Consider the following 26,113-nt stretch of genomic DNA (forward strand, 5'->3'; position numbering starts at 1 on the left):
TCGGCCACTATGTCATGCACCATTTAATCAAAAGTGTCATCGGTGTGATTGTTATGACGCTCATCGGGCTGTACGCGGCTTCGCGGCTGTTCCGCTTCGCGATTTCTAAATGGGGAGGGCGGCTCGGCGTGACATCGCCGATGGACATCGCATCGCTGCCGGTGTTGCTGCTCATCTTTTCTTTGTTGTCTTTCGCGGTTTCGCCTGTCGAAAACGCGGTTTCCCGCCATGCGGAGCACGAAGCGGACGCTTTCGCACTGAAAATGACGCATGATCCCGAGGCGGCGATCGGCTTTTTCCATAAAGCAGCGCCGATCAGTTTGAGTGAGACAAACCCGCCCGCGCTTGTAAAATTTTTTCTTTACGGGCATCCGACTGACATGGAGCGTATCGTTTTCTTCATGAACGCACGTGATAAATAAAAGCAGTTGTTCCGCTGATGCGGAACAACTGCTTTTTTACAGGGATTTCATGTATTGCACGACTGCATCGCTCCCTGACAGGGTGAGTGCCTTGCGCGCATGCGCTTCGCAAATTGTGCTTTCCAGCTGCAGCATCTGATCGCGCGCGGGCAAGATCGATGAGGCACTCATGCTGAATTCGTCGAGTCCGAGTCCGAGCAGCAATGGAAGCGCCGTTGCTTCGCCAGCCATCTCTCCGCACATGCCAACCCATTTCCCTTGCTCATGCGCGCAAGTAATGACATGTTCGATCAGGCTCAAGATGGCAGGAGAATAAGGTTGGTACAAATATGAAACCGTTTCGTTCATGCGGTCGGCCGCCATCGTATATTGAATTAAATCGTTCGTGCCGATGCTGAAAAAATCGACTTCCTCGGCAAACTGCTTCGCCATTACGGCAGCAGCAGGAATCTCTACCATCATGCCGATTTCCAACGTTTCCGATACTTCGATTCCTTTTGTAAGCAGTTTCTCTTTTTCTTCTAACAAGATTTGTTTCGCCTGCTTAAATTCATTGATCGTCGCGATCATCGGAAACATGACGCGCAGATTTCCGTACACGCTTGCCCTTAACAAGGCACGCAATTGCGTGCGGAAAATTTCCTCGTGCTTGAAACAGAGACGAATCGCACGTACGCCGAGGAAAGGATTTAATTCTTCAGGCAGCTCCAAGTATGGTAATTCTTTGTCGCCGCCGATGTCGAGCGTGCGAATGATAACAGGTTTGTCATCCATTTGTTCAAGGACGATTTTATACGCTTCGAACTGTTCTTCTTCACTCGGCAATTGTTCTCGTCCCATGTACAAAAACTCGGTACGATACAAGCCGACGCCTTCCGCACCGTTGGATAAAACATGATCGAGATCGGCGGGGGAGCCGATGTTGGCGGCGAGTTCGACGTGTTTCCCGTCGCTTGTGACGGTCGGTTCGTTTACTATCTGTTGTAACTGTTGCTCGCTTTCCAATTGAGCTTTTTGCTTGAGTTCGTATTGTTCAATTTCTTCTTTTGTCGGATCAACGATGACGATCCCTTCGTTACCATCGACAATCGCGAGCATGCCGTTTTCCACGCTCGTCGTCACATTGGTCGTCCCGACGACTGCGGGAATTTCCAATGATCGTGCCATGATGGCCGAATGGGAGGTTCTTCCGCCGATGTCAGTTGTAAACCCTTTGACGAATTCGCGGTTCAGCTGCGCTGTATCTGACGGGGTTAGATCTTCGGCGATGACGATCACTTCTTCGGTAATGAGGGCCGGGTTTGAAAACTCAACACCGAGCAAATGCGACAGCACGCGTTTAGAAATATCGCGAATATCGGCCGCGCGTTCCCGCATGTATTCGTTACCCATGTTTTCGAAGATGGCGACAAAGCCGTTGGTGACTTCATGCAAAGCGCGTTCCGCTTTCATTTTCTCATGCTCGATTTTTTCCTGGACTTGCCCGAGCCATTCGGGATCTCGCAAAACAAGAAGATGGGCGGAAAAGATTTCCGCTTTGTCTTCACCTAGCGATTTTTTCGTATACGTTTTGATTTCTTCGAGTTCACGCCCAGAAATTTCAACGGCTTGTTCGAGTCGCTTCTGTTCTTGTGAAGCGTCTTCGGCAGGATCCAGCGGAATGTCTATTTCAGGATTTTTCATTAAAAAGACACGGGCAAAGGCGATGCCTCTCGATGTAGCAATTCCTTTAAGGTGAATACTCATATTTTTATAAAGCCTTCCTTCTGTGACGAATTTTACACAATTTCTTTACGGTTGCCTTTAAACATAACGGTCAGAATGGAGGCAATCACGACACCAATCAAAATCGCGAGGACGTAAAGCCAAACGTTTCCGATCAACGGAAAGACGAAAATGCCGCCGTGAGGAGCGGGCAAGGTGACCTTGAACAACATTGTTAAGGCACCGGTCACGGCCGATCCGACCATGATCGACGGGATGACACGGAAAGGATCGCGTGTGGCGAAAGGGATCGCACCTTCCGTAATGAATGCCGCCCCGAGCAGGACAGCCGCTTTACCGGCATCTTTTTCTTCATTCGTAAAGCGGTTTTTCTTCATGAAAGTGGCCAGGGCCATCGCGAGAGGCGGAACCATTCCGGCGCCCATGACGGCAGCCATGATAATTTGTGCTTCAGGTGTTCCCGAACCAAGAAGCCCGACGGCAAAGAAGTAGGCGACCTTATTAAACGGTCCGCCCATGTCAAAGGCCATCATTGCGCCGAGCAATATGCCGAGTCCGATCGAACCGCTCGCTCCGATATTGCTTAAACCTTGGGTCAACAAGTCCATGAGTGCCGCTATCGGTCCGCCGAGAACATAAATCATCAGCAACCCGACGATGCCGACAGACAGTACAGGCAAAATTAACACTGGTTTGATGCCTTCGAGAGATCGAGGCAATCGGATCGACTGATTCAACCATTTCGTAATGTAACCGGCGAGAAAACCTGCCAAAATGCCGCCTAGATAACCGGCACTCGCGTGCGGATCGCCGTACATAGCGCCTTGTGTACCGATCCAACCGCCAACTAAGCCAGCGGCGAACCCGGGCCGATCAGCGATCGACTGGGCGATGAAAGCAGCAAGAATCGGGACAAAAAGTGCGAATGCTGAACCGCCGCCGATATTCATGAATGCCTTGGCAAGAGAAGATTTCGAGTCAATGTCGATGGCGAAGGAAAGAGCGATGAAAATACCACCAGCGACGACAAGCGGCAGCATATGTGAGACGCCGTTCATCAAGTGCTTGTAGCCTGCAGGCATTTGAGACTTTCGTTCTGACTTCTGTTGTTGAACTTTTTCCAAATAATCGTTTTCGCCGACGCCGTATACCGGTTGTTCCAGCGCACGTTCAATGAGCGATTTCGCGTCCTTGATCGCACTGGAAACTGAATCTTGCGTCAAACGTTTGCCGACGAATCGGTCCAATTCGACTTTTTTGTCGGCTGCGACGATAACAGCGTCTGCTGAAGCGATTTCCGAGTCCGACAGTTCTTGTTCGACACCGGATGCACCTTGGGTTTCTACGCGCATCTCGTAACCTAGTTCTTTGGCAGCTTGCGTTAAAGCTTCTTGTGCCATGTAAGTGTGGGCGATCCCTGTCGGGCACGCCGTTACGGCAACAATTTTTTTCATTGGTTTACCTCCTGTTTTTCAATTTGAATGGACTTAAGCAACGGATTTATATCGGTAAGTTCAGGTTGTACGGTACCTTCTTTCATAACGGCTGCCGTACCACTTGCGGCAGCAAATCTAATCGTTTCGTTTATCGGGAGATTTTCGTAAAATCCATGTAAAAATCCAGCGACGACTGAGTCACCGGCGCCAACTGGGGACCGGACATCAACCTTCGGAACGGTCACCTTCCAAACGCCTTGTCTCTTTGCAACGATCATTCCTTGTGCTCCCAATGAAACGGCAACCGTACTGATGCCTGAACGGGCCAACTTTTCTGCAGCATTTATGATTTCTTGCGATGTTTTCAAGTTCTCGCCTGTGAGTTCTTGCAACTCCTCAATGTTTGGTTTTATGAAATCAGGTTGGGCTCGAATCGCATATGCTAATGCCTTTCCGCTCGTATCGAGCGCGATTTTGGCGCCATAAGCTTTGCAACTTTGGATCGCTTGTTCGTACCAGTCGTCAGGGGCTTGTTCCGGTAACTTCCCGCATAAAGCGATCCATTCACTTTCCTTCGCCGCATTTTCCAACAAACTGTCCAACTTCCCCCAATCTTCTCTTTTAAGCGACGGTGAAGGGGAATTCAACTCGGTTAAGCGACCGTCCCGTTCCACAATTTTAACGTTCATTCTCGTTTCTTGAGCAATGGACTGAAAACGCGTACAAATTCCTGCATCATTTAAGCTATTTTCAATCCAACGCCCGTTGTCGCCGCCAAGAAAACCTGATGCGACAACAGGTGCTCCGAACGAATGCAGCGCTTTTGCAACATTGATGCCTTTTCCGCCGGGACTTTTTATCGATTGCGATGGACGGTGTAATGCTCCGGGTTGCAATGATTCCAAATGAACGAAAACATCCATTGCCGGATTTAAGGTGATCGTTAAGATGTTTCTGTTCTTTTCTCGATTCATCATTCTTTCCTTTCTGGTAAGCTTGATTCTGCGGCGATGACGTGAACGTTGTGCTTAGCAAAAGCCTCATGATAAGGTTCAGGAAGTGTACGTTCCGTTAAAAAATGGGTCAAATTTGCGAGATCGCATACTTTTGTGAGACTTCGTTTGCCGAGCTTGCTGTGATCTGCCACGAGAATCACTTCTCGTGCTGAAGCGATCATCGCCTTCTTCGTCGATGCTTCTGTCGGATTCGGCGTTGAGATTCCGCGATTTAGCGAAACAGCATTCGCCCCAAGAAACAACTTGTCTGCATTCATTTCGCACAGCATTGACTCTGTTAACGGTCCAACCATCGCTCCCGTGGTTGGTCTTAATTCGCCGCCAAGAAAAATGAGTTTCGCCCGTGGAAGTGAAGAAACCTCCTGCCCAATTTGCAAGCTGTTCGTGATAATAGTCAAGTCGATGTTTGGCAGCTGTCTTGCAATTTCGGCCGTTGTCGTTCCGGAATCAAGGATGACCGTTTCTCCTTCTTCAATCATCGAAACAGCGATACGGGCGATTTGCTTTTTCTCACTCGGATAATGAATAATCTTCTCTTGCAAAGAGGGTTCAAATGAAGAAACTTCAGCTGCAATGGCTCCACCATGCGTTCTTTTTAATTCGTGAATTTTCTCGAGTTCATGCAAATCACGGCGAATTGTCGATTCGGAAACGTGAAATAGGTCGACAAGTTCAGTTACCGTCAAACTTTGCTTTTCCTTTAGCAGGTGAATAATTTTTTGTTTGCGTTCGTCTGAAAACATATCATCACATCCATGATTGAATATGCGCAATAAATGACTGAATATGATCATTTATGATTGATTGTGATCATTATATTCGATATAATAAAAGTTGTCAATGAATCTAAGAAAGCGCTCTCAGTCGTTAGACGGCGCTTCAGGCTGCAGAAAAAGGAGAGGTAGAATGATAGAAAAGCAAAACATCATCTTTGATTTGCACGCGGATTCTCAAGAAGAAGCCATTCGGAAAATCGTTGAGAAAGCAGCGGAAGTCGGAAAAGTATCCGACATCCAACAGGTTGTCAAGACGGTGTTGAATCGTGAAGCGGAAGGAACAACAGGTTTCGGAAAAAACATTGCGATTCCACACGGAAAGTCAACCGGGGTGAACGAACCGATTCTTTTATTCGCGAAAACGAACGACCCGTTGGAGTGGGAGTCAATGGACGGGGAACCGGTTCAAGTGATTTTCATGATTCTCGTGCCTGAAGAAAGTCACGGCGAACATTTGCAATTGTTGGCGAAATTGGCCCGAAAATTAATGCATGACGATTTTGTTTCAACATTGAAGAACACGGATAACGCAGAAGATTTAACGAGTTTTCTCGAAAATCAATTGGCTTAAACGCAAAAAAAGTTCCGGAAACGTTTCGCTTCCGGAACTTTTTTGATAGATTCTAGTCGTGGATTCCGCCGTGAGGTGTCCAGTATCGTAGTGATATCTGTTGCGGAACTTTGAGTTGCCGAGTAATCCGCGGAAAAAGACCATGTCAAAGCACCGACTAACAATAAACTGAGAAACAATTTACATAAGCTGTTTCACGCTCCTTGTTCATATTTTTTTTGGCGTCACGCATGTTGACGAAAAACTGATTCGCTTCTTTGTACTTTTCAATTCCTCCATAAAAACTTGCCAGCTCTTCACCATACTCGATGACAAATTCCCAAAGTTCATGGTCATAAAAGTAGGCGATCCCTTTTTCATACGTTTGCTCGAACCTGGCAAGTTCGATGAATTTTGCTTGCAAAAGCTTGAAGTGATGGAGGTATTCTTCAATTTAGTACGTTTCGCAGAAATCGAGTCCAACACTCAGCGTTTTGCGGGCACGATGGACATTGCCGGTTTTGAAATAATTAGCGGCCAGCAAATATAGGTTTTGCGCTTGCAGGAAATCGTTGCTGTTTCCTAAAATTTCGCTCGCTTTTAACAAATAGTACAGAGCCATTTTCGGCTCCGATTTTTTCGAATACGAGTAGCTGATGTTGTGATACAAAAACATTTTTAAATAGTCGTTGTTTTTTGCGTAAATCAGCGCGTTTTGATAATTAATGCTTACGTCGATAAAGATTATGCTGAGGCTTACAAAAACTTTGATGTCGCCTATCAATTTATCATGACCGGTTCAGCCAAAGGTTGTCAAATGCGATTGTGCAGCAATTCCCTGACAAGTTCGCGGCCAATGACATGCCGTCAGAAATGCTAAAAACGGACATGGGGGCACTGCCGGAGACCAAGGCGAATTCTTTGCCGTTCTTCTCGTTGCGATAGCCGGTATTTTTTCAGCCGGCATTTACATTACGCGAAAAAAAGCGCGAAAACCTAAGAGAGAAAACGAGAGGTGAAACCTCTCGTTTTCTCTCAACAAGGAGGATTGTGATGAGACAGAAAATCAAAGGAATTGATTGGCATCAGTATGCTCATCTTTGCTGTTGGTTGCGGAAGTGCATCACAAGCTTCAACAACACAAAAGGATTCACAGACCTCTGAATCAACAATGGCCGCTCAGGATCTGTCGACTGCATATGGAAACCCAATCGCTTCGTTTGATTGGCAACAATTCAGCCATAATCATTCACAAGACAAGCTTCAAGACGAATCGAAAATCGCCCCTTCGAAAAAGAGAGAGATCGTTCCATCTGAAATTGTGATTCCGGCGATTAATGTTTCCGCCAAGGTGATTTCGACTGGAAAAAGCAAAGACGGGTAGATGGGCACGCCAAAGAAGTGGGAAAATGTTGCCTGGTACAAACTTGGCGCGAAACCTGGGGAGAAGGGAAGCGCTGTTTTTGCCGGCCACGTCGATAGCAAAAGCGGGCCGGCGGTATTTTTTAACTTGAAAGATCTTAAAAAAGGCGACCTCGTGAAAAACGAAAAAGGAGTAACACTCATATTTCAAGTGTATGATAAACACGCTTATCCGCGAAATGACGCGCCGTTGCAAAGGATCTTCGGATATACGTCGGTACAAGTGATTCGCTTAATCACTTGTACCGGGAATTTCAATTATGAAGCCCATACGCATAAGAAACGTTTAACGGTGTCGGCCGTATTGCTGGCCGAAAAATGATCAGAACTTTATTGTCCTCCGAAAACGAGTTATAATATAAAAAAAGCCACCATCTTTAGGAGGACGCTTAAAATGGGTTTAGGTTTCGGCGAAGTAATGCTGATCATGTTTTTCGCTGTCATGGTGTTCGGAACGAAGAAACTCCCTGAACTCGGCAAGGCTGCCGGTCACACCTTGCGGGAATTCAGAAATGCCACGAAGGGCATATTGAGTGAGGAAGAAGAAGCCAAAACGAAGAAATAAAGAAAAGGAAGCGCACGTTTACGCTCCTTTTCTTTTTTTGTGAAATTTATACATGAGGAATACCACTCCGACAACGAGAGCTCCGAAAGCGATAATGTTTATGTAAGGGGCTGCTGCCTCATCGATCGCTCGCCAGTTGTCACCGAGCGTCATGCCTAAATACAAAAACAGGATTGACCACGGAATCATGGCAAGCACCGTATAGAACGTGAATTTGGCGAAATTCATTTTGGCTAACCCCGCGGGTATCGAAATCGCTTGCCGCACGACAGGGATGAACCGTGCGAAGAAGACGACACCGCTGCCGTATTTTTCAAACCATCCTTCAGCGATCGCGACGTGTTTTTCGTGCAGGAAGATGTATTTCCCGAACTTTTTCACAAACGGCCGCCCGCCGTAATAACCGATCCAATAAATGAACCATTGTTGAATCGTTCCGCCGATTAAGCCGGCGATCACGGCCCCGACAAATGTGATTTCCCCTCTCGAGATCATGAAGCCGCCGTAGGACAACACGATTTCGCTCGGAATCACTTCGACCATGAGACCGAGACAAATCCCCCAGTAGCCGAGTCCGACGATCCAGTTTAACAAGGCTGATATGATCGTTCCCATATGGTTTCCACTCCAATTGCGAACATTTTTGCCACCCCTCCATTGTAGCATGTTCTCTTTTCCCGTGAACGGAAAACGAGAAATCCCTTGTCCCATTGTATGCCGCTTACAGAAACGATAGAAGACCTCGCGAAAATTGCGTTTCCCGAGACACCCTAAACGGAAGGGCTGTCGTTAAACTTTCCCTTATAAAGTCCGTGTCCACTATGCTAAAATAAAACCATTGAAAACGTAAGGGAGAGTCGTGGATGAACGAACAGGCAAACGAGAAGAAATTCGCGGGAGAAGCGGCCGCGGAATACGTGGAAAACGGAATGACCGTCGGTCTCGGAACCGGTTCGACGGTAAAGTATACGATTGAAAAGTTAGCCGAAAGAATGAACAATGAGGGATTGCGGTTTCGCGGCGTTCCGACGTCGTTCCAGACGGAACGTTTGGCCCAGTCATTAGGTATTCCGCTTGTGACCTTGGACGAAGCGATTGAACTCGACTTGACCATTGACGGAGCGGATGAACTCGACAACCGTTTGAACGGCATTAAAGGAGGCGGAGGCGCGCTGCTTCGGGAAAAAATCGTCGCTTCCGCAAGCAAACGCACCATTTGGACGGCACATGCGGCCAAGAAGGTCGAAAAGCTCGGCACCTTCCCGCTTCCTGTCGAGATTGTTCCGTTTGCCGCAGCTGTCGTCCTGCGAAAACTTGAAGGGGAAGGCATGCGTCCGGAAATTCGCCAAGTGAATGGCGAGCCGTACGAAACGGATAATGGAAACTGGATCGTTGATTTGCACCTCGGCGAGATTGATGATCCTGAACATCTCGAACAATGGCTCAACTTGCTGCCGGGCGTTGTTGAAAACGGCTTGTTTTTGAACCGGACCGACATGGCCGTGATCGCCGAAGGTTCGAAGGTTACGGTCATTAAGAAATAAAGATGGGGAGGAATTCGATGTCGAAGAAACGAGTCGGTTTGCTGTACGGTGGTAAATCTGCCGAATATGAAGTGTCCGTGCAGACGGCGCTTTCCGTCATGAATGCGTTGGACAGCGACAAATACGACATTCATCCAATTTATATATCTAAACAAGGCGAATGGATTCACGGACCGAAAATTACCGGCAAGGTCGAAGAGGCGGCAAAATTGGAGTTCCGCGCTCGTGAAGGGAACGCAACGCCGGCGTTGTCTCCGCAGTCGCAATGGCTTAACAATACAACCGGTGATAACGACCCATCATCTTCGCTGGACGTGATTTTTCCGCTGCTGCACGGCCCGAATGGCGAAGACGGAACGGTACAAGGCTTGCTGGAGCTATTGAACCTTCCGTATGTCGGTTCCGGAGTGATGGCTTCTGCGGCCGCGATGGATAAATGGACGATGAAGGACGTTTTCGCCGCCAAAGGATTTCCACAGGCCAATTACATCGGCATTCGTAAGAAAGATTGGGAAAAAGATCCGCAGGCGGCGTATCGGGAAGTGGTCGATTCGATCGGGCTCCCTTGTTTCGTGAAGCCGGCCAACTTAGGATCGAGCGTCGGCATATCGAAGTGCAAGACGAAGGAAGGCCTTGAAGAGGCGTTTCGGGAAGCGTTTCAATTTGACCGGAAAATTGTCGTTGAGGAGCACGTCGATGGACGAGAAATCGAAGTCGGCGTTCTCGGTAACGATGACGTCGAAGTTTCCGTCGCCGGGGAAATCGTGCCCGGCGCTGAATTTTACGATTACCGTGCCAAATACGAAGAAGGGGAAACGTCGCTCGTTATTCCGGCAGACATCCCCGATGCGACGTACGAGGAAATTCGCATGATCGCTGTGAAAGCGTTTCGGGCGCTCGACTGCGCCGGGTTGTCGCGCATTGATTTTTTTGTCAGGAAAAGCGACGGAGCCGTTCTCATTAACGAAGTGAACACGATGCCGGGATTTACTCCGTACAGCATGTTTCCGTTGCTATGGAAAGAGAGCGGAATTCCGTACCCGGAATTGATTGACCGCTTGCTTCAGCTGGCCATTGAACGTTTCGAAGAAAAACAAACGATCAAATACACGAGAGACTAACCGCACCAGCGAATGGTAAACGTTAACGGGGATACGCCGCCATCAATGTCACATATTAAAAAAGGGCCGTACAATACGGCCCAAAATCGTAATAAGGCGGTGGCATTTCATGCAAATGCGCAACAATAACGTTTGGATTCCTATTGTCGCGTCGGTCGGAGTCGGTGCTGCGGCGTATTACAGCATGACGAAAGGCGGCAAAAACATCCAGAATGCATTGCAACAGATGGTCCCTTTCGTGACGAACCTCGGCGGCGCCACGCAAGCCGGCGGTCAACAAACGCAAGCCCAAGGCCAAGGCGTTCAAGGTACTGTTTCTTCGTATGAAGAAGACGAACTTTCCATTCATTAATGGCCATGTATTCCGGGAGAAGCTTGATCTTCTCCCGGATTTCCTATAAGAATTTCTTCAATTGCGACAAGCTTTTTTCCGTTGCCGCGGTTTTTTTCGCGATCCCGTACAAATCCCGCTTCATATCGTCTTTTTCGCTGCAAAATTGATCAATGCGGCAAACGTTGTCTTCTTCCATGTCGAGCCGTTGTTTCATGCTGGCTAAACTTTTTTTGATTTCACGCATTTCATCTTCAATGCCGTGAAGTTGATGTTCAAACCGCCCGGCTCGTTCGTCCAAGGCAGCCGCTTTTTCGCTGATCAATTGAAGGAACCTTTGTTCATTCTCCGTTAAAACCAAACCTTTTCACCCTTTCCAAGGTTCGTCTCGATTATAACAAACCTATAGCCGTTTGTAAGATATGCGAAACGTGTCGACGGGACAACTGGTTCCATCCTATGCAGCCAAAAACGGTGTTATTCCGATCATTCGCCGACCTATGAATTATACATAAAAAAGATGAATTTGTTCAATAATATAATCGATTTCCGAATCGCTCAGCGCATAGTACAAAGGCAAACGGAGCAGTCTCCCGCTTTCCTTCGTCGTATACCGGTCTTCCCCGTGAAAGCGGCCGAATGTTTTACCCGCTTTTGATGTGTGAAGAGGCACGTAATGGAAGACGGCCATGATTTCGCGGTTCATTAAATGTTCGATCAGGGCGGTTCTATCTTTTTCGTTTTTCGCTTTGATGTAAAACAAGTGTCCGTTGTGCCGGCTATGCTTTGGAACGTGGGGCAAATCAATCCAACCTTGTTCTGCGAGCGGAAGCAATCCTTTGTAATATTTCGACCAAGATTTGACGCGATCCGTGTTGATCAAAGATGCTTTCTCCATTTGCGCGAGCAAAAAAGCCGCGTTCAACTCAGCCGGCTGAGAAGACGATCCGATGTCGACCCACGAATACTTATCGACTTGTCCCCGGAAAAATTGCGATCGGTTTGTGCCTTTATCAAGCAAAATTTCCGTACGTTCAATGAATCGATCGTTGTTGACGAGCAGAGCACCGCCTTCGCCGCATGTAATGTTTTTCGTTTCGTGAAAACTGAACGTACCGAAGTCTCCGATCGTTCCGAGCGGCCTTTTTTTATACGTGGAAAGCAACCCTTGCGCGGCATCTTCGATAAGAAATAACCCGTGTTCATCCGCGATGGCTTGCAGCGCGTCCATTTCGCATGATATTCCGGCATAGTGCATGGCAACGATGGCTTTCGTTCTTTCCGTGATGGCTTCTTCAACGCGCCTTTCATCGATGTTCATCGTCTCTGGGTGAATGTCTACAAATACGAGCTCCGCACCGCGCAAAGCGAACGCATTCGCCGTTGACACGAACGTGAACGATGGCATGATCACCTCGTCTCCTGGCTTTATGTTTGCCAGAAGCGCGCTCACTTCAAGGGCGTCCGTGCAAGACGTTGTCAAATACGCCTTATTGCAACCGCATTTATCTTCCAGCCAACGATTGCATTTTTTCGTAAATTCACCGTTTCCCGATAACCGGCGGTTTTCAATTGCCGCTCTCATGTAGCCTTTTTCATTGCCGGTAACCGCGGGTTTGTTGAATGGAATCACGTTTCTCCCCCCATTATCCGATCGATTTGCTCGTTACGAAGATCCCTAGTACGATCAATCCAAGTCCGATTAATTTGTAAGCCGTGACCGGTTCGCGAAACAAGACGACCGACAACAAAAACACGAGCACGAAAGACAGGCTCATGAAAGGGTACGCATAACTGATGTTGAATTTCGTCATCGCCGCCATCCAAAACAAGGAAGCGACGAACGCCGACACGAATCCGGACAAAATGAGCGGATCGAGCAGCAACCGCAGCAAAAACATTAGTTTTTGCCCGAAATCTTGCGGCAATGAGCCGTATGTACGAATTCTCCATTTCAAGATGATTTGGCCGTACACGGTGAAACAGATCGTGCCGAAAATGTACAAGTACCCCACTGTTTACGTCCTTTCCTGTTGACCGCGTTCTCGGTCCGGAACGTATTTGTGATACACGTCGACCGCTTCCCGAAATCGAAATCCGAGCGAGGCGGTCAAGTTGACCATCGCCACGTTGCAAGCCGAAATCGAGGTCGATACTTCTCCATACCCGTTCGCAAACAATTTTTTGCAAATGAGCGACCAAAAATATTTTGAAAACCCGCGTCCTTGGAAGGAGGGACGCATCCCATACAGAACGATATGATCGTCCTGAATGCCAGCGAAACCGGCTAGACTTTCGTCGTGCGTCAGTTTCCATACCGTATCTTCCTCATGTAATTGTGCCAACCAGTTCGCGAATCGTTTGTCCGCTCCGGAATTGCTCATGTTGAAATCACGATGAAACCGGTCGTGGCGGTAGACAGCTGCGGCGATTTGCTGTGCCGCGGCGATATTGGACATGTCGGCAACCGCACACCGGTCGTTCTTAAATGGGCGAAAGGTTGAACGGCTCACGACAGGTTTCAATAATGTGTCGCCATAATAAAACCCGTGCATAACAACTGCCTTTTTTGAAGCAAGCGGGTCCATTTTTACCGTATAGTGGCCGGGTTCGCACGTTTGCCGCAACGTTTCTTCCGACGCTTCGTCAAGGACGAAGGTACGGATGTCGAACGCTTTCTCGTCCCATGGGGTCGGTCGTATAAGATTGCTCACCGCTGCCTTCTCCTTCCGCCTCCGCAACATCGTTGATCCCGACGGTATCCTGCACGATGTAAAGCGGACGTTGTTTCACTTCATCAAAGATTTTGCCGATGTACAGTCCGATAACGCCGAAATTGGCGAATAACAGCCCGCCGATAAAATAAAGCGAGACCATTACGCTCGTCCACCCGGGGACCGGCTGGAATAAAAACAAGTACCGGTAGACGAGGGAAAGCCCGTATAGAAAAGATACGAGTGCGACGGCAAATCCGAATTGAATCGAAAGTTTCAACGGTTTGTTCGACTGCGCAACGATGCCGTCAATTGCCAAGTTCCACAGTTTTCGCCAACTGTAACTCGATTTTCCGAGCGGTCGCCGGGCATGGGCGACATTGACCGCAGTCGCGCGAAACCCCATCCATTTGACAAACAGCGGAAACGAACGGTTTTGTTCCCGCATTCGGCGAAAACTAGCAACGACTTTGTCTGAACAGATGCTGAAATTGGCAATCGTCGTATCTGAACGATTTTCCGTGAAATAGTCGTAAATTTTATAAAAAAACCGGGAGGGCCACCGCTTCCAAACGGAATCTTGCCGTACATGGCGCCTTCCGAACACGACGTCATAACCTTCCAGCGCTTTTTGATACAGTTTCGCTATTTCTTCCGGCTGATCTTGCAAATCGCAATCCATGACCACCATCCACTTGCCTGCAACATGATCAATGCCGGCGGTGATGGCATGATGTTGCCCGAAATTGCGTGACAAATTGATGCCTTTGACACGCGCGTCGCGTTCGGCGAGATCAGAAATGATCGCCCAACAGTTGTCGGGGCTCGCATCGTTCACGAAAATGATCTCAAAGTCGACTTTTATTTTGCCGAGGCTTCGTTTTAATCGTTCATACAACGGCATGAGGCTCGCTTCACTTTTGTACACGGGTGTTACGATCGAAATTTCCGGCCTGTTCAACTTCATTCACATACCACTCCACTGTCATCCTCAAACCGACCGTGAACGGCGTCTCGGGCTGCCATCCGGTTTCGCGTTTCAATTTGCTAATATCGACCGCATAGCGGCGGTCGTGGCCTTCACGGTCTTTAACAAAGGAAATCAAACGGCGGAAGCTTGACAAACCAGCGGATTGTCGAATCTCACGACAACGTTCATCAAGCAGCCGGCAAATGTGTTCCGCCACTTGTACATTGGTCCATTCGTTGTTTCCGCCGATATTGTATGCCTCTCCTGCTCTCCCGCAGTGAAAAGCCATGTCGATCCCTTTGCAGTGATCAAGGACGTAAATCCAATCTCTTCTATTTTGTCCATCTCCGTAAATGGGAATACGTTCGGCCCGCAACGCTTTCCGGATAATGGTCGGAATGAGTTTTTCCGGATGTTGTTTCGGTCCGTAATTATTGGAACAGTGGGTGATGACGGTATTCATGCCATACGTTTTGGCGTAGCTGGCGACGAGCAAATCAGAAGCCGCTTTACTCGCGCTGTACGGGCTGCTCGGATTGTATGGGGAGTGCTCCGTGAATTTCCCCGTGCCTTCGAGCGATCCGTAAACTTCGTCGGTAGAAACATGATGAAACCGTTTGTCTTTAAATCCTTTCGAACGGGACCAGTGGTTTTTGGCGACATCAAGCAAAGTGAACGTTCCGCGTACGTTCGTATCAACGAAAACGTCCGGTGACCGAATCGACCGGTCGACGTGAGATTCCGCAGCTAAATGGATGACCGCGTCAAAATCATATTGGTCAAACAAGCGTTCAACGAGCGGCCGATCGTTAATGTCGCCTTGTACAAGAACGCAACGTCTCTTACGCGACCATGATGTTGTTTCTTGTTTGTTGGAGGCATAAGTCAGTTTATCGAGATTGACGAGTTTGCAGCCGGGGTATTTTTTTATAAAAAAATCAATGAAATGGACACCGATGAACCCCGCACCGCCGGTTACGAGTATGTTTTCGTACATTTGGACCGCTCCTTTCTTCCGGCAGCGAATCTCAATGGCTGCGCGACAAAAGTTTATTCAAATAAGCGGCGTAGCCGTTGTTTCCGAGCTTTTCGACCGAGGCGGCCAACCGGTGCTCATCAATGTAACCGCAGTTGAACGCAATCTCTTCGAGACAAGCGATTTTGAATCCGTGCCGTTTTTCGACCGTTTCAATGAATTGCGATGCTTCGAACAGCGCTTCCGGTGTACCAGTGTCGGTCCAGGAGAACCCGCGGCCCAACAGTTCGACGCTTAAGTCCCCCCGGTCAAGATAAAGGTTGTTGATGTCGGTAATCTCGAGTTCACCCCGTGCCGACGGATGCAAATTTTTTGCCATTTCGACGACGCCGCGATCGTAAAAATACAATCCGGTCACGGCAAAATCTGACCGTGGGCGTTTCGGTTTTTCCTCAATCGACAACACTTTTTGCTGATCGTTGAACGTAATGATTCCGAATCGTTCGGGTTCACTGACGCGGCAACCGAACAACGTCGCACCGCTTTCTTTTGCCGCGGCTTCGTGAAGCATATCGGAAAAGCCTTGCCCGTAAAATATATTGTCGCCCAACGCAAGCGCAACTCGATCGCCGCCGATAAACGATTCGCCGACGAGAAAGGCGTCGGCAATGCCGCGCGGTGCTTCTTGCACTGCATAAGAAATCGAGAGACCGAACGATTCGCCGCTGCCCAGCAATTGTTGGAAACGCGGAGTGTCCTCAGGCGTCGAAATGATGAGAATATCGCGAATGCCGGCAAGCATCAAAACCGACAACGGGTAGTAAATCATCGGCTTATCGTATACCGGAAGCAATTGTTTCGACATGCATTTGGTGAGCGGGTACAACCGGGTGCCTTTTCCTCCGGCGAGAACGATGCCTTTCATCACGGTTCTCCTTTCAACAAGGTGAATTGCATTCTTTACTTTTTATGTGAACATTGGCGATTCCATGCACGGAACATGGACATTTTCAGCCGCGACGGCAGCACCTAATCGAAACGAAAAATTCGACCGGCGATTCCTTTTTTTTACGCGCAATTATGATATATTAGAAAATAAGCTTCCCTTTCGGTACTGGAAATTGTCGGAAAAGTGGAACGGTTATGATCGGCCGTCAAAAGGGAATGGATTCGTACATGCCGCATGGCCCATGCGGGCAGCAACATTCAATAAGGGAGGAGAGTGCAGGAATGAGTGATCGAAACATTGACACGCTTCTGAAGGAAAGCCGTAAATTCGAGGTATCCGAGTCCTTTCGAAAAGCGGCGAATTTCAACGATCCCGGCGTCTACGAGAGGGCGGCGGAGGATCCGGAAGGTTATTGGGACGAACAAGCGCAAGCGCTCACGTGGTTCAAACCGTACAGCAAAGTGCTTGAATGGAATCCGCCGCATGCGAAATGGTATGTGGACGGAAAGCTGAACGCGGCGTACAACTGCGTTGATCGGCATAGAGAGGGGCCGCGGAAAAACAAAGCGGCGATCATTTGGGAAGGCGAACACGGCGAGAGCCAAGTGTTCACGTACGACATGCTCGGAAGAAAAGTGGACAAAGCGGCGCACATGCTGAAGGAACTCGGCATTGGAAAAGGGGACCGTGTCGCCGTTTACATGCCGATGATTCCCGAACTGCCGATCGCTCTTCTTGCTTGCGCGAAAGTTGGCGCGATTCATACGGTCGTGTTCGGCGGATTTGCGGCAAAATCGTTGCGCGAGCGTATTGACGATGCGGAAGCGAAGCTGCTGATTACGGCGGATGCCGGATGGCGGCGCGGGAAGCAAGTGCCGTTGAAGGCGAATGCCGATGAGGCGCTGGAAGGCGAGTCGTCGATCGAGAAGGTGCTCGTTGTCGAAAACATCGGCCGTGAAGCGTCGAACGCGAACATTGATCCGGAGCGGGACGTGGTCTGGCACGAATGGGAGGCTAAGATGCCCAACGATCCGTTTCCGGCAACGGAAATGGATGCCGAAGATGTGCTGTATTTGCTTTATACGTCGGGAACGACAGGAAAGCCGAAAGGGATCGTTCATACGACGGGCGGCTACATGGTCGGCGTCAACCATTCGATGCGCAGCGTGTTCGACATCAAGGATGAAGACATTTTTTGGTGTTCGGCCGACATCGGTTGGGTGACGGGACATTCGTATATTGTTTACGGGCCGTTGTCTGCAGGAGCGACGACGGTGATGTATGAAGGCGCACCGGACTATCCGCAGCGCGACCGCTTCTGGGACATCATCGAGAAGTATGGCGTGACGACGTTCTATACGGCACCGACATCGATTCGCACGTTCATGAAGTGGGGAACGGAACCGGTCGAAAAACATGATTTGAGCAGCTTGCGTCTGTTAGGAACGGTCGGCGAGCCGATCAATCCGGAAGCGTGGATGTGGTATCACAAGCATGTCGGTTACGAACGTTGTCCGATCGTTGATACGTGGTGGCAGACGGAAACGGGATGCGCGATGATCGCGCCGTTGCCTGGGATTACGGCGACGAAGCCGGGGTCGGCGACGAAACCGTTGCCGGGCATCATTGCCGATGTGGTTGATGATCAAGGAAATTCGGTCGAGCCGGGGAACGGCGGAACCCTCGTTATCAAACAGCCGTGGCCGTCAATGTTGCGGACGGTTTGGGGCGATGACGAACGTTTCCGAAACTCTTATTTTGGAAAATATGAAGGCATTTACATTCCCGGAGACGGCGCCCATAAAGACGAAGACGGCTATTACTGGATTCTCGGCCGTATGGACGATGTCATTAACGTATCGGGTCACCGGATCGGTACGATGGAAATCGAAAGCGCCATCGTCAACCATCAAGGTGTTGCGGAAGCGGCGGTGATCGGCAGAAAAGATGACGTGAAAGGGCAGGCGATCACCGCGTTCGTCACCGTCAAGGAAGGTGTCGAAGCGAATGATCGGCTGAAACAAGAAATCAATGAACAAGTCGCCGAGAAAATCGGAAAAATGGCGCGGCCCGAAGAAATCATTTTCACCGCTTCCTTGCCGAAAACGCGCAGCGCGAAAATCATGAGACGTTTGTTGCGTGACATTGCCGAAGGCAATGTGCTCGGCGATACGACAACGCTGGAAGATGCAAGTGTCGTCGAAGAACTGAAGAACAAGTACCAAGACAAAGAAGAATAAACTGATGCTCGAGGTTTCCCCGTTTATTGTTCTAACGACCATTTTTGCGCTTAGCTCGGTTTCGCTGTCTTTTCAGCCGAGTTGGGGCTGCCTAAGGTTTTTCATGTTCGTTAGAATGAGTGAAAGCCATGCAGATTCGTCGTTCACGAACCCCCTTGCTTATTTTGGCGAGGGGGTTTCCTGTTTTCTCTGATTTTGAAGCTTCACAGCGGCTTTCTAGCGTGAATAACCGAACGCTTTGTTTTTATGCATAAATCTTCCACAGGAACGCAAAATAAGTGGCGGAGGGTTGTCGAGCATGAACATTCAATGGAACGTGGAATCGATCGTATTAATCGGATCGACGCTCTTAGGCGCCGCCGGATCGTTGTGGATTATGAAAAACAATTGGAAAGCGTACGGGTTCCTGTTTGTGATCAGCGCTTTCGTTGGGCAGTTGATCTGTTACTTGTTCGTTGCGCTTGGTTATTATTCTTTTCCTTATACGATCTTGCCGCAAATTTCAGCCATGCCGTTCACAGCCATTTTGACGATATTCCCGTTTTACGTCCTTCTCGGTGTGCGCTACAGCCCGAGGCCTTGGGGCTGGAAGATTCCTTATTATTGGGTGTTTGTGCATCTCGGGATGCTTGGGGAAGTGTGGGCCGAGGAAAAAACGAATTTGATTCGTTACAAACTTGATTGGAACAATTGGGATTCTTACACATGGTGGTGGATCTACTTGCTGCTGTTCGAATGGGTCGGCGGATTGCTTGTTCCTGACGAAGATCGTAAACCATTGGATCCCGGTACGTTGCGCTTCGGCCGAATTGGTTGGTTCATTCTGCATTTCGTCTTGATCGGTTCGATCTACTTGGCTGGCGTTTTCACGGGATATAAATTGTTTTGAATTAGCATCGTCGGACTCGATATGAAGCAAGGACATCAAAAAGTTCAAAAGGTGGGAGATTGGACAAGGGGAAACGCCGATGGGTTCCCCTAAGTATTCGCGAGACGCTTTTGGTTAAACTAAAGAATAATTTTCCAAAAGGAGGTTCAACGATGAGAATAAAGATGGTTGCTATGCTTACCGTGCTTTGTCTCGGGATTTCCGCTTGCAGCGGTACCGAGCAAGATTCCGCGAACAAAAACGATGGAAGGCAAGTTAAGGCTGATCCGGTAGCCGGGGACGGCGCGGGGAAATCACTGACGGTTCCTCTTGTCAATGCAAAAGGGAAAAAGAGCGGGGAGGCGCGATTGGTCCAAACGTCCGACGGTGTCAAAATCCATGTGCAAGCTTCCGGGCTGAAGCCGGGCAAGCACGGAATCCATATTCACGAATTTGGAAAATGCACGCCGCCTGATTTCAAATCGGCGGGCGAACATTTTAATCCGTTCGGCAAACAACACGGACTCGCAAATCCGAAAGGTCCGCATGCAGGGGACTTACCGAATCTCGTCGTCGGAAAGTCCGGAGAGGTCGAGGCGTCCTTTACGGCGAAATATGTCACGCTGAAGCAAGGAAAGAACAACTCACTGCTTGATGCTGATGGCAGCGCGCTTGTCATTCACGCCGATCCTGACGACAACAAGTCGCAGCCTTCCGGGAATTCCGGAGCGCGGGTGCTGTGCGGCGTGATTGGGAAATAAAACGGCAGAATGGCCCCTTAATTGAAACGCCACGAGGCTGACTCGAAAAGTGAGTCAGCCTCTTTTTATGGCTGGATGTCGATGTGCTTAAAGTTAGTTACGTTAAACAGACCGAGGTCGGTGAGTTTCAGCTCAGGAATGACCGGTAAAGCGAGAAATGAGAGTGTGAGAAACGGATTGAAATCGCCTTGAAACCCGAGTTCTGGCAAGGTCTCGTTCAGCTTTTCCAGCTTCGCAGCGACTTCCCGGAAGCCGGCGTCGCTCATGAGACCACCGATCGGGAGGGCGAGCGAAGCGAGTACGCGCCCATCTTTGACGATGACGATTCCGCCTTGAATGTGTTTGATTTCGCGAATGGCTGCGAGCATGTCGTCGTCATTTGTGCCGATGACCAACAAGTTATGGGAGTCATGGGCGATCGTTGTTGCGATCGCGCCGGCCGTCAGGCCGAAGCCTTTCACGATGCCGAGCCCGACGTTGCCGGTGCGATGATGGCGCTCAACCACTGACATTTTTAACAAATCCTTTTCCGTCGAAGGTTGAAAATGGCCGTCTGCGACGTCCGCCTCAAGCACTCTGTGCTTGGTGTGCAAGCTGTTCGGCGTAATCTCAATCACGTTCGCTTTCACGTCTGCCAGCCGCAGGGAAAGCTGGTCAGCGCCAAGCTCCTTGAGCTTCACGCTGTCCTTCAGCACATCCGAACTCGCCGTTTTTCCTTCGGAAACGACTGTGCCGGCTCGCGCGGCGAGTTTCCCGCTCTTGTACACTTCGTGAATGTCCATATCGGTCAGATCGCCGTCCAGCAGCAGAAAATCCGCGTCGCAGCCCGGCGCGATCAGCCCTTTCCGTTTCATCCCGAAGCATTCGGCCGCATTCAACGTCGCCATCTGCAGCGCCAGCATCGGCTCAACGCCGAGCCGCACCGCTTTGCGGATATGATGATCGATGCTCCCTTCGGTCACAAGATCATCCAAATGCTTGTCGTCTGTGACGAACAAGCACCGCCGCGCGTTCCGCTCGTTCACTACGCTCACGAGCGCCGCCAAATCCTTCGCTGCGGAACCTTCGCGAAGCATCAAATACATGCCCCTCCGCAGCCGCTCCCGCGCCTCCGGCGCGTTCACGGCTTCGTGGTCCGTCCGGATGCCGGCGGCCGCGTACACGTTCAAGTCGTCCGCCGCCAATCCGGCCGCGTGCCCGTCGACGTTCTTTCCGGCTGCCTCGGCGTCACGGATTTTCCGGAGCATGTCCGCTGACGCGTCACGCACTGCCGGAAAATCCATCACCTCGCCGAGCCCGATCACGCGCGGGTGCTCGTAAAACGGCCGCAAATCTTCGGCCGTTAAACGAGCACCCGCATTTTCGAAAGCGGTCGCGGGGACGCATGAAGGCAGCGCGATGAAGACGTCGAGCGGAACGTCTTCCGAATCATCGAGCATAAACTGGATGCCGTCCGCACCGCTCACATTCGCGATTTCATGCGGATCGGCGACGACCGTCGTGACGCCGTGCGGCACGACGACTTTGGCGAATTCGGAAGGCGTGACCATCGCCGATTCAATATGGACGTGCCCGTCGATCAAGCCTGGAGCGATGAGTCGGTCTTCGGCATCGATGACTTGCTCACCTTCGTAGCCTCCAATGCCGACAATGACACCGTCGGTGATTGCGAGATCACCGGTGATGATTTCGCGATTTACTACATCTATGATTCTGCCGTTTTTCACGACGAGATCGGCCGGAATGCGTTTCGCGGCCGCTGCAATTCTTTTATCCATTTTACAAAATGCCCCTTTCTGTCGAAATTCATTGTAACGCTCGCAGGCAAAACAAGCAAAACGATTGAGATTCGCCGCCGGCAATGTTAAGTTTTTCAAGTTAGTACTCGAACGGAGAGGGGGGTCGCCCGTGAGGCATACGCTTTCATCGCTGCAATGGGGCATTTTCATTTTCGCGAGCATCATCGTGGCACCGTTGTCCGTCGGCCATGCATTCGGCATGTCTGCCGCAGAAATTACTGGGCTGTTGCAAAGAACATTTTTTATCATGGGCATCGCTTCGCTCTTGCAAGGTTTTTTCGGCCACCGGCTTCCGCTTTTGAACGGACCTGCCGGCTTGTGGTGGAGCGTTTTTCTTATGTTTGCCGGATTTGTGACCGGTTCTGGCGACGGGGCACAGATTATTTTGCGCAGCCTTGAGCTCGGATTGCTCATTTCCGGGGCGCTTTTTATCGGGATCAGTTTGTTTCGTTGGATGGATCATGTAAAAAAGTTATTTACGCCGGCAGTCACGGGGTCTTACTTGCTGTTGCTTGTCTGTCAGTTAAGCGGGCCGTTCATGAAAGGAATGCTCGGCGTCGGCTATGAAAATGCCTCCGCCGTGATCCCGAAAGTGGCGATTGCTGCTTTGGCGACGCTTATATTTTCCGTGTTGCTTGCGCGAAGCCGCAACCATTGGTTAAGCAGCTATTCGGTGCTCATCAGCATCGCTTTCGGGTGGATTTTGTTCGCCGTTCTCGGCATCGCAAAACCGATTACTTCTGCCGGAGCAGCTTGGTTTTCATTGCCGCACGTGCTCGTCTGGGGCGCACCGGCTTTCAACCTCGGTGTCGTTATCACATCGATTTTTACCGCTTTCTTATTAATGGCGAATATGGTTGCAAGCATTAATGTCGTCGCGGACGTGAGTGAACATACGTCAAATGCCAATGTGTACAATCGCTCCGGCATTGTGATGGGTATCAACCAAGCATTGACCGGCTTGTTTTCCGCCGTCGGCGGCGTGCCGATGTCTTCAGCTGCCGGCTTTATTGCGACGACGAAAATCAAAGAACGGCTCGCGTTTCTCATTGGGAGCGCGTTGGTGACGATCATCAGCTTATTTCCGCAACTAATGGCGTTTTTCGCATCGATTCCGATGCCTGTCGGCTATGCGACGATCTTTCTATCAATCTCGAGTTTACTCGGCTTGGCGCTTCGGCAATTCCGCGCCATATTACAAGAAGAACGCCAAGTGTTTCTCGTCGGTTTTTCGCTGATGGCCGGTTTCGGCGCGATGTTCGTGCCTGAACAAGCATGGGCGGGGATGCCGAACGCATTGACATCCGTTATGAACAACGGACTTGTCGTCGGCGTGCTCGTGTGCATCGTGATGGAACAAATTGCGAAGCTTCGCGCGGGTTCGAAAGAAACAAGAAATGATGTTTCTGCGTGATGGCTCCGCGGAGCCGCATCGGTAACCTGTGATTTTGATCATTTTTATGTCTGAAGGCAAATGGCGATAGCGTAAACACGCGCAATCTGCTACGATTAGGAGCAGATTGAAAAGGGAAACCTGATATAAAGAAAAACGCTAACGCGTCCTTCAAGAAGTAAGAGGTAGGATGTGGGACTGGTGTAAATTTGCGCAAAAGACGAATTTATTCTTTCTGTTATAAAAAGGAGGTTGCCGATGTCGAAGATTGAGGCTGGGACGGTTCAAAAACTTGAGGTTGCTAGAACTGCGTCGTTCGGTTATTTTTTGAGCAACGGAGAAGAAGATTTGCTGCTTCACGAAACGGAAGTGGAAGAAGGAAGAACGCTCGCGGAAGGCGAGGAAGTGGAAATCTTCGTTTATGTGGATAAGAAAGGACGGCTCGCCGCGACGATGACGATGCCGAAAGTAAAAATCGGGACGTTTGATTGGGTGGAAGTCGTCGAAGTAAAAAAACATCTCGGCGTCTTTGTTCATATTGGGATTAAAAAGGACATGCTGTTGTCCGTCGATGATCTGCCGGAAGACTTTGAGAGATGGCCGCAAAAAGGTGACCGTCTGTATTGTTCGTTGAAGTGGGACTCGAAAGCGGGACTGCTTGCGAAGCGGGCGAACGAAATGGTGATGGAAACGTTGTTCAAGCCGGCGGATCAAAAGCTGTTCAACAAGGAAGTGGAAGCAACGGTGTACCGCGTGACGCAAACCGGAAGCTTTCTCGTGACGGCTGAAGGCTATCACGGATTCGTGCACGATAAAGAAACCGAGCGGCTGCCGCGGCTTGGAGAACAAGTGAAAGGCCGCGTGATCGGTGTGAAGGAAGACGGCTTTATCAACGTCAGTCTCATGCCGCGCGTGCATGAGCGAATCGGCGGAGACGCCGAGAAAATCCTCAGCGTTTTGCAGCAACGGAACGGAGCGATGCCTTACAGCGACCGCTCCCATCCTGATGACATCAAGAGCAAATTCGGGATGAGCAAAGGCGCGTTTAAACGAGCGCTTGGCGGGTTAATGAAAAAAGGGAAAGTCGTCCAAGAGGACGGCTGGACACGGTTGAAATAATCAGAGGATCCAATCGCATGCGATTGGATTTTTTTGTTAAACTAAGTATAGAAAGCTGAATGAAGGCGGGATGTGATGACAAAGTCACTTTTGTTCCTTCTTTTGTGCATCTGTTTTTTATATGAATGATCAATTACTGACTTGGTGGCATTTCGTTTACACTATGGCTTACTTGCTTTTTTTATTGGTGTTTTACTATTATACAAAACATCGAGTCAAATAGTCTCCGAGCAATGATCTTGGCAATTTTCATAAAAAGGAATTTCTAGTATGCTAGAGAAGTAGTATAGATTGTTACATTGAAGAAGGGGCGTTGACGATGAAGTTTAATGAATTCGCTTACACGCGGCCGAACATGGAAGCGATCGAGGAAAAATTCGATTTGTTGCTGAAAACGTTCAACGATGCTGAAAACGTTGAGCAGCAAAATGCTGTCATCGAGAAAGTCAATGAAGCAAGAAATCAGTTCGAAACGATGCAGGAGCTCGCCGCGATTCGCCATACGATCGATACGACGGATGAGTTTTATAAAGAAGAGCAAGACTTTTTCGATGAGAATTCTCCCGTCTATAAAGGGATTGTCATGAAATTTTATCAAGCGCTCGTCGATTCGAAATTCCGCAGCGAACTGGAACAAAAATGGGGAACCCAATTATTCAAAATCGCTGAATTAACACTGAAGACGTTCTCGCCGGAGGTTGTGAAAGATTTGCAAATGGAAAACCGCCTGTCCTCTGAATATGTGAAGCTGATGGCGTCGGCGAAAATTCCGTTTGAAGGGGAAGAAAGAAACCTTTCAGAAATGGTGCCGTTTACGGTGAATCCTGACCGCGGCATGAGAAAGCGCGCGCAAGAAGCGTTTTATGGCTTTATGACGGACAACAGCGAGGAACTCGACCGGTTGTATGATGAACTCGTAAAAGTTCGTACGACGATCGCGAAAAAGCTCGGGTATGACAATTTCGTTGAACTCGGCTATGCGCGCATGACGCGAACGGATTACAATGCTGCCGATGTTGCGAATTTCCGCAGACAAGTGAAGCAATATATCGTGCCGGTTGCAACGAAGCTTCGTGAGCGGCAAGAGAAGCGCATCGGCGTCGATAAGCTGAAGTATTACGACAACAATTTCCAATTTAAAACGGGCAATCCGAAGCCGAAAGGCGATCCGGCGTGGATATTGGACCGGGCGAAAGACATGTACAACGAGATGTCGGAGGAAACGGCTGAATTTTTTAAGTATATGACGGATCATGAACTGCTTGACCTCGTCGCGAAAAAAGGGAAAGCCGGCGGCGGTTACTGCACATACTTGGCCGACCACCAGGCACCGTTTATTTTTTCTAATTTTAACGGAACGTCTGCCGACATCGACGTTTTGACCCACGAAGGCGGTCATGCTTTTCAGACGTATTC

28 protein-coding genes are annotated in these 26,113 nt (G+C 49.5%); 14 read left to right on the plus strand and 14 right to left on the minus strand.

Features of this window, described 5'->3' with window-relative positions:
- The coding region (locus VFK44_08865) for a M48 family metalloprotease (GenBank protein HET7628482.1) at positions 1 to 422 on the plus strand (422 nt) is incomplete at its 5' end.
- A gap of 36 nt (positions 423 to 458) precedes the next feature.
- On the opposite strand, the gene ptsP is transcribed toward VFK44_08865, so the two are convergent.
- From ptsP to VFK44_08885, 4 genes are read right to left on the minus strand one after another with little or no spacing between them, the layout of a single operon-like run.
- Positions 459 to 2,168, minus strand: a complete 1,710-nt coding sequence (gene ptsP / locus VFK44_08870; GenBank protein ID HET7628483.1) for a phosphoenolpyruvate--protein phosphotransferase — start codon at positions 2,166 to 2,168, stop codon at positions 459 to 461.
- Positions 2,169 to 2,200: 32 nt separating this feature from the next.
- Entirely contained in the window at positions 2,201 to 3,601 is a 1,401-nt protein-coding gene (locus tag VFK44_08875) for a fructose-specific PTS transporter subunit EIIC (GenBank protein HET7628484.1), read from the minus strand.
- Positions 3,598 to 4,557 carry a 1-phosphofructokinase gene (gene pfkB / locus VFK44_08880; protein HET7628485.1) on the minus strand — a complete coding sequence of 320 codons (960 nt, stop codon included), beginning with the start codon at positions 4,555 to 4,557 and terminating at the stop codon, positions 3,598 to 3,600. Before pfkB ends, VFK44_08875 begins: the two co-directional genes overlap by 4 nt.
- Positions 4,557 to 5,342 carry a DeoR/GlpR family DNA-binding transcription regulator gene (locus VFK44_08885; protein HET7628486.1) on the minus strand — a complete coding sequence of 262 codons (786 nt, stop codon included), beginning with the start codon at positions 5,340 to 5,342 and terminating at the stop codon, positions 4,557 to 4,559. Before VFK44_08885 ends, pfkB begins: the two co-directional genes overlap by 1 nt.
- 163 nt (positions 5,343 to 5,505) lie before the next feature.
- On the opposite strand from VFK44_08885, the gene VFK44_08890 reads away from it, so the two are divergent.
- Positions 5,506 to 5,946, plus strand: coding sequence for a fructose PTS transporter subunit IIA (locus tag VFK44_08890; protein ID HET7628487.1), 441 nt, complete (start codon positions 5,506 to 5,508; stop codon positions 5,944 to 5,946).
- A 433-nt stretch (positions 5,947 to 6,379) separates the two neighbouring features.
- Here VFK44_08890 and VFK44_08895 read toward each other — a convergent pair whose 3' ends face one another.
- A complete protein-coding gene (locus VFK44_08895) occupies positions 6,380 to 6,709 on the minus strand; it encodes a hypothetical protein (protein HET7628488.1) in 330 nt (109 codons plus the stop codon).
- Positions 6,710 to 7,000: 291 nt separating this feature from the next.
- On the opposite strand from VFK44_08895, the gene VFK44_08900 reads away from it, so the two are divergent.
- From VFK44_08900 to VFK44_08910, 3 genes are all read left to right on the plus strand, one after another.
- Positions 7,001 to 7,309, plus strand: coding sequence for a hypothetical protein (locus tag VFK44_08900; GenBank protein ID HET7628489.1), 309 nt, complete (start codon positions 7,001 to 7,003; stop codon positions 7,307 to 7,309).
- On the plus strand, positions 7,310 to 7,669 hold the full coding sequence (locus VFK44_08905) for a class F sortase (GenBank protein HET7628490.1): 360 nt from the start codon (positions 7,310 to 7,312) through the stop codon (positions 7,667 to 7,669). It begins immediately after the preceding gene.
- 72 nt (positions 7,670 to 7,741) lie between these two features.
- Complete coding sequence (locus VFK44_08910; protein ID HET7628491.1) at positions 7,742 to 7,912, plus strand: twin-arginine translocase TatA/TatE family subunit; 171 nt, start codon at positions 7,742 to 7,744, stop codon at positions 7,910 to 7,912.
- A gap of 18 nt (positions 7,913 to 7,930) precedes the next feature.
- On the opposite strand, the gene VFK44_08915 is transcribed toward VFK44_08910, so the two are convergent.
- Positions 7,931 to 8,527 carry a DedA family protein gene (locus VFK44_08915; GenBank protein ID HET7628492.1) on the minus strand — a complete coding sequence of 199 codons (597 nt, stop codon included), beginning with the start codon at positions 8,525 to 8,527 and terminating at the stop codon, positions 7,931 to 7,933.
- A 248-nt stretch (positions 8,528 to 8,775) separates the two neighbouring features.
- On the opposite strand from VFK44_08915, the gene rpiA reads away from it, so the two are divergent.
- From rpiA to VFK44_08930, 3 genes are all read left to right on the plus strand, one after another.
- A complete protein-coding gene (rpiA, locus tag VFK44_08920; GenBank protein ID HET7628493.1) occupies positions 8,776 to 9,456 on the plus strand; it encodes a ribose-5-phosphate isomerase RpiA in 681 nt (226 codons plus the stop codon).
- 17 nt (positions 9,457 to 9,473) lie between these two features.
- Complete coding sequence (locus tag VFK44_08925) at positions 9,474 to 10,577, plus strand: D-alanine--D-alanine ligase (protein ID HET7628494.1); 1,104 nt, start codon at positions 9,474 to 9,476, stop codon at positions 10,575 to 10,577.
- 109 nt (positions 10,578 to 10,686) lie between these two features.
- Complete coding sequence (locus VFK44_08930; protein ID HET7628495.1) at positions 10,687 to 10,929, plus strand: hypothetical protein; 243 nt, start codon at positions 10,687 to 10,689, stop codon at positions 10,927 to 10,929.
- 43 nt (positions 10,930 to 10,972) lie between these two features.
- Here the strand turns inward: VFK44_08930 and VFK44_08935 are convergent, their stop codons facing one another.
- The 7 genes from VFK44_08935 to rfbA all read right to left on the minus strand — a co-directional run bounded on the left by VFK44_08935 (position 10,973) and on the right by rfbA (position 16,493).
- The gene (locus VFK44_08935) at positions 10,973 to 11,269 is read right to left on the minus strand and encodes a hypothetical protein (protein ID HET7628496.1); all 297 of its coding nucleotides are present in this window, start codon (positions 11,267 to 11,269) and stop codon (positions 10,973 to 10,975) included.
- 144 nt (positions 11,270 to 11,413) lie between these two features.
- The gene (gene rffA, locus VFK44_08940; protein HET7628497.1) at positions 11,414 to 12,541 is read right to left on the minus strand and encodes a dTDP-4-amino-4,6-dideoxygalactose transaminase; all 1,128 of its coding nucleotides are present in this window, start codon (positions 12,539 to 12,541) and stop codon (positions 11,414 to 11,416) included.
- A 13-nt stretch (positions 12,542 to 12,554) separates the two neighbouring features.
- Positions 12,555 to 12,923, minus strand: a complete 369-nt coding sequence (locus VFK44_08945; GenBank protein ID HET7628498.1) for an EamA family transporter — start codon at positions 12,921 to 12,923, stop codon at positions 12,555 to 12,557.
- A 3-nt stretch (positions 12,924 to 12,926) separates the two neighbouring features.
- Positions 12,927 to 13,622 carry a GNAT family N-acetyltransferase gene (locus VFK44_08950; GenBank protein ID HET7628499.1) on the minus strand — a complete coding sequence of 232 codons (696 nt, stop codon included), beginning with the start codon at positions 13,620 to 13,622 and terminating at the stop codon, positions 12,927 to 12,929.
- Positions 13,555 to 14,589, minus strand: coding sequence for a glycosyltransferase family 2 protein (locus VFK44_08955; GenBank protein HET7628500.1), 1,035 nt, complete (start codon positions 14,587 to 14,589; stop codon positions 13,555 to 13,557). Before VFK44_08955 ends, VFK44_08950 begins: the two co-directional genes overlap by 68 nt.
- Entirely contained in the window at positions 14,537 to 15,589 is a 1,053-nt protein-coding gene (gene rfbB, locus VFK44_08960) for a dTDP-glucose 4,6-dehydratase (protein ID HET7628501.1), read from the minus strand. Before rfbB ends, VFK44_08955 begins: the two co-directional genes overlap by 53 nt.
- A gap of 31 nt (positions 15,590 to 15,620) precedes the next feature.
- Positions 15,621 to 16,493, minus strand: a complete 873-nt coding sequence (gene rfbA, locus VFK44_08965) for a glucose-1-phosphate thymidylyltransferase RfbA (GenBank protein HET7628502.1) — start codon at positions 16,491 to 16,493, stop codon at positions 15,621 to 15,623.
- 305 nt (positions 16,494 to 16,798) lie between these two features.
- Between rfbA and acs the strand changes: the two genes are divergently transcribed.
- From acs to VFK44_08980, 3 genes are all read left to right on the plus strand, one after another.
- Positions 16,799 to 18,757: an acetate--CoA ligase gene (gene acs, locus VFK44_08970; GenBank protein HET7628503.1), complete on the plus strand. Its 1,959-nt coding sequence runs from the start codon at positions 16,799 to 16,801 to the stop codon at positions 18,755 to 18,757.
- Between the two features lie 298 nt (positions 18,758 to 19,055).
- Positions 19,056 to 19,646 (plus strand): CBO0543 family protein, encoded by a 591-nt coding sequence (locus tag VFK44_08975; GenBank protein HET7628504.1) that lies wholly within the window; start codon positions 19,056 to 19,058, stop codon positions 19,644 to 19,646.
- A 152-nt stretch (positions 19,647 to 19,798) separates the two neighbouring features.
- The gene (locus VFK44_08980) at positions 19,799 to 20,386 is read left to right on the plus strand and encodes a superoxide dismutase family protein (GenBank protein ID HET7628505.1); all 588 of its coding nucleotides are present in this window, start codon (positions 19,799 to 19,801) and stop codon (positions 20,384 to 20,386) included.
- 65 nt (positions 20,387 to 20,451) lie between these two features.
- On the opposite strand, the gene ade is transcribed toward VFK44_08980, so the two are convergent.
- Positions 20,452 to 22,164 (minus strand): adenine deaminase, encoded by a 1,713-nt coding sequence (ade, locus tag VFK44_08985; GenBank protein HET7628506.1) that lies wholly within the window; start codon positions 22,162 to 22,164, stop codon positions 20,452 to 20,454.
- Between the two features lie 130 nt (positions 22,165 to 22,294).
- Here ade and VFK44_08990 point away from each other — a divergent pair, with 130 nt between their 5' ends.
- The 3 genes from VFK44_08990 to VFK44_09000 all read left to right on the plus strand — a co-directional run.
- Positions 22,295 to 23,599 carry a purine/pyrimidine permease gene (locus VFK44_08990; GenBank protein HET7628507.1) on the plus strand — a complete coding sequence of 435 codons (1,305 nt, stop codon included), beginning with the start codon at positions 22,295 to 22,297 and terminating at the stop codon, positions 23,597 to 23,599.
- 237 nt (positions 23,600 to 23,836) lie between these two features.
- The gene (locus tag VFK44_08995; GenBank protein ID HET7628508.1) at positions 23,837 to 24,697 is read left to right on the plus strand and encodes a S1-like domain-containing RNA-binding protein; all 861 of its coding nucleotides are present in this window, start codon (positions 23,837 to 23,839) and stop codon (positions 24,695 to 24,697) included.
- Between the two features lie 319 nt (positions 24,698 to 25,016).
- Positions 25,017 to 26,113, plus strand: a 1,097-nt coding sequence (locus VFK44_09000) for a M3 family oligoendopeptidase (protein HET7628509.1), incomplete at its 3' end; no start/stop codon positions are given.

Source organism: Bacillales bacterium (genome assembly GCA_035700025.1).
In the GTDB taxonomy this organism is placed as follows: domain Bacteria; phylum Bacillota; class Bacilli; order Bacillales; family DASSOY01; genus DASSOY01.

Coding starts and splice junctions, on each gene's coding strand:
- ptsP (HET7628483.1), bottom strand. CDS start 2,168: ATGAGTATTCACCTTAAAGGAATTGCTACATCGAGAGGCATCGCCTTT.
- acs (HET7628503.1), top strand. CDS start 16,799: ATGAGTGATCGAAACATTGACACGCTTCTGAAGGAAAGCCGTAAATTC.
- VFK44_08890 (HET7628487.1), top strand. CDS start 5,506: ATGATAGAAAAGCAAAACATCATCTTTGATTTGCACGCGGATTCTCAA.
- rfbB (HET7628501.1), bottom strand. CDS start 15,589: ATGTACGAAAACATACTCGTAACCGGCGGTGCGGGGTTCATCGGTGTC.
- VFK44_08925 (HET7628494.1), top strand. CDS start 9,474: ATGTCGAAGAAACGAGTCGGTTTGCTGTACGGTGGTAAATCTGCCGAA.
- VFK44_08885 (HET7628486.1), bottom strand. CDS start 5,342: ATGTTTTCAGACGAACGCAAACAAAAAATTATTCACCTGCTAAAGGAA.
- VFK44_08875 (HET7628484.1), bottom strand. CDS start 3,601: ATGAAAAAAATTGTTGCCGTAACGGCGTGCCCGACAGGGATCGCCCAC.
- VFK44_08975 (HET7628504.1), top strand. CDS start 19,056: ATGAACATTCAATGGAACGTGGAATCGATCGTATTAATCGGATCGACG.
- ade (HET7628506.1), bottom strand. CDS start 22,164: ATGGATAAAAGAATTGCAGCGGCCGCGAAACGCATTCCGGCCGATCTC.
- pfkB (HET7628485.1), bottom strand. CDS start 4,557: ATGAATCGAGAAAAGAACAGAAACATCTTAACGATCACCTTAAATCCG.
- rpiA (HET7628493.1), top strand. CDS start 8,776: ATGAACGAACAGGCAAACGAGAAGAAATTCGCGGGAGAAGCGGCCGCG.
- VFK44_08915 (HET7628492.1), bottom strand. CDS start 8,527: ATGGGAACGATCATATCAGCCTTGTTAAACTGGATCGTCGGACTCGGC.
- VFK44_08955 (HET7628500.1), bottom strand. CDS start 14,589: ATGAAGTTGAACAGGCCGGAAATTTCGATCGTAACACCCGTGTACAAA.
- VFK44_08980 (HET7628505.1), top strand. CDS start 19,799: ATGAGAATAAAGATGGTTGCTATGCTTACCGTGCTTTGTCTCGGGATT.
- VFK44_08930 (HET7628495.1), top strand. CDS start 10,687: ATGCAAATGCGCAACAATAACGTTTGGATTCCTATTGTCGCGTCGGTC.
- rfbA (HET7628502.1), bottom strand. CDS start 16,493: ATGAAAGGCATCGTTCTCGCCGGAGGAAAAGGCACCCGGTTGTACCCG.
- VFK44_08910 (HET7628491.1), top strand. CDS start 7,742: ATGGGTTTAGGTTTCGGCGAAGTAATGCTGATCATGTTTTTCGCTGTC.
- VFK44_08995 (HET7628508.1), top strand. CDS start 23,837: ATGTCGAAGATTGAGGCTGGGACGGTTCAAAAACTTGAGGTTGCTAGA.
- VFK44_08905 (HET7628490.1), top strand. CDS start 7,310: ATGGGCACGCCAAAGAAGTGGGAAAATGTTGCCTGGTACAAACTTGGC.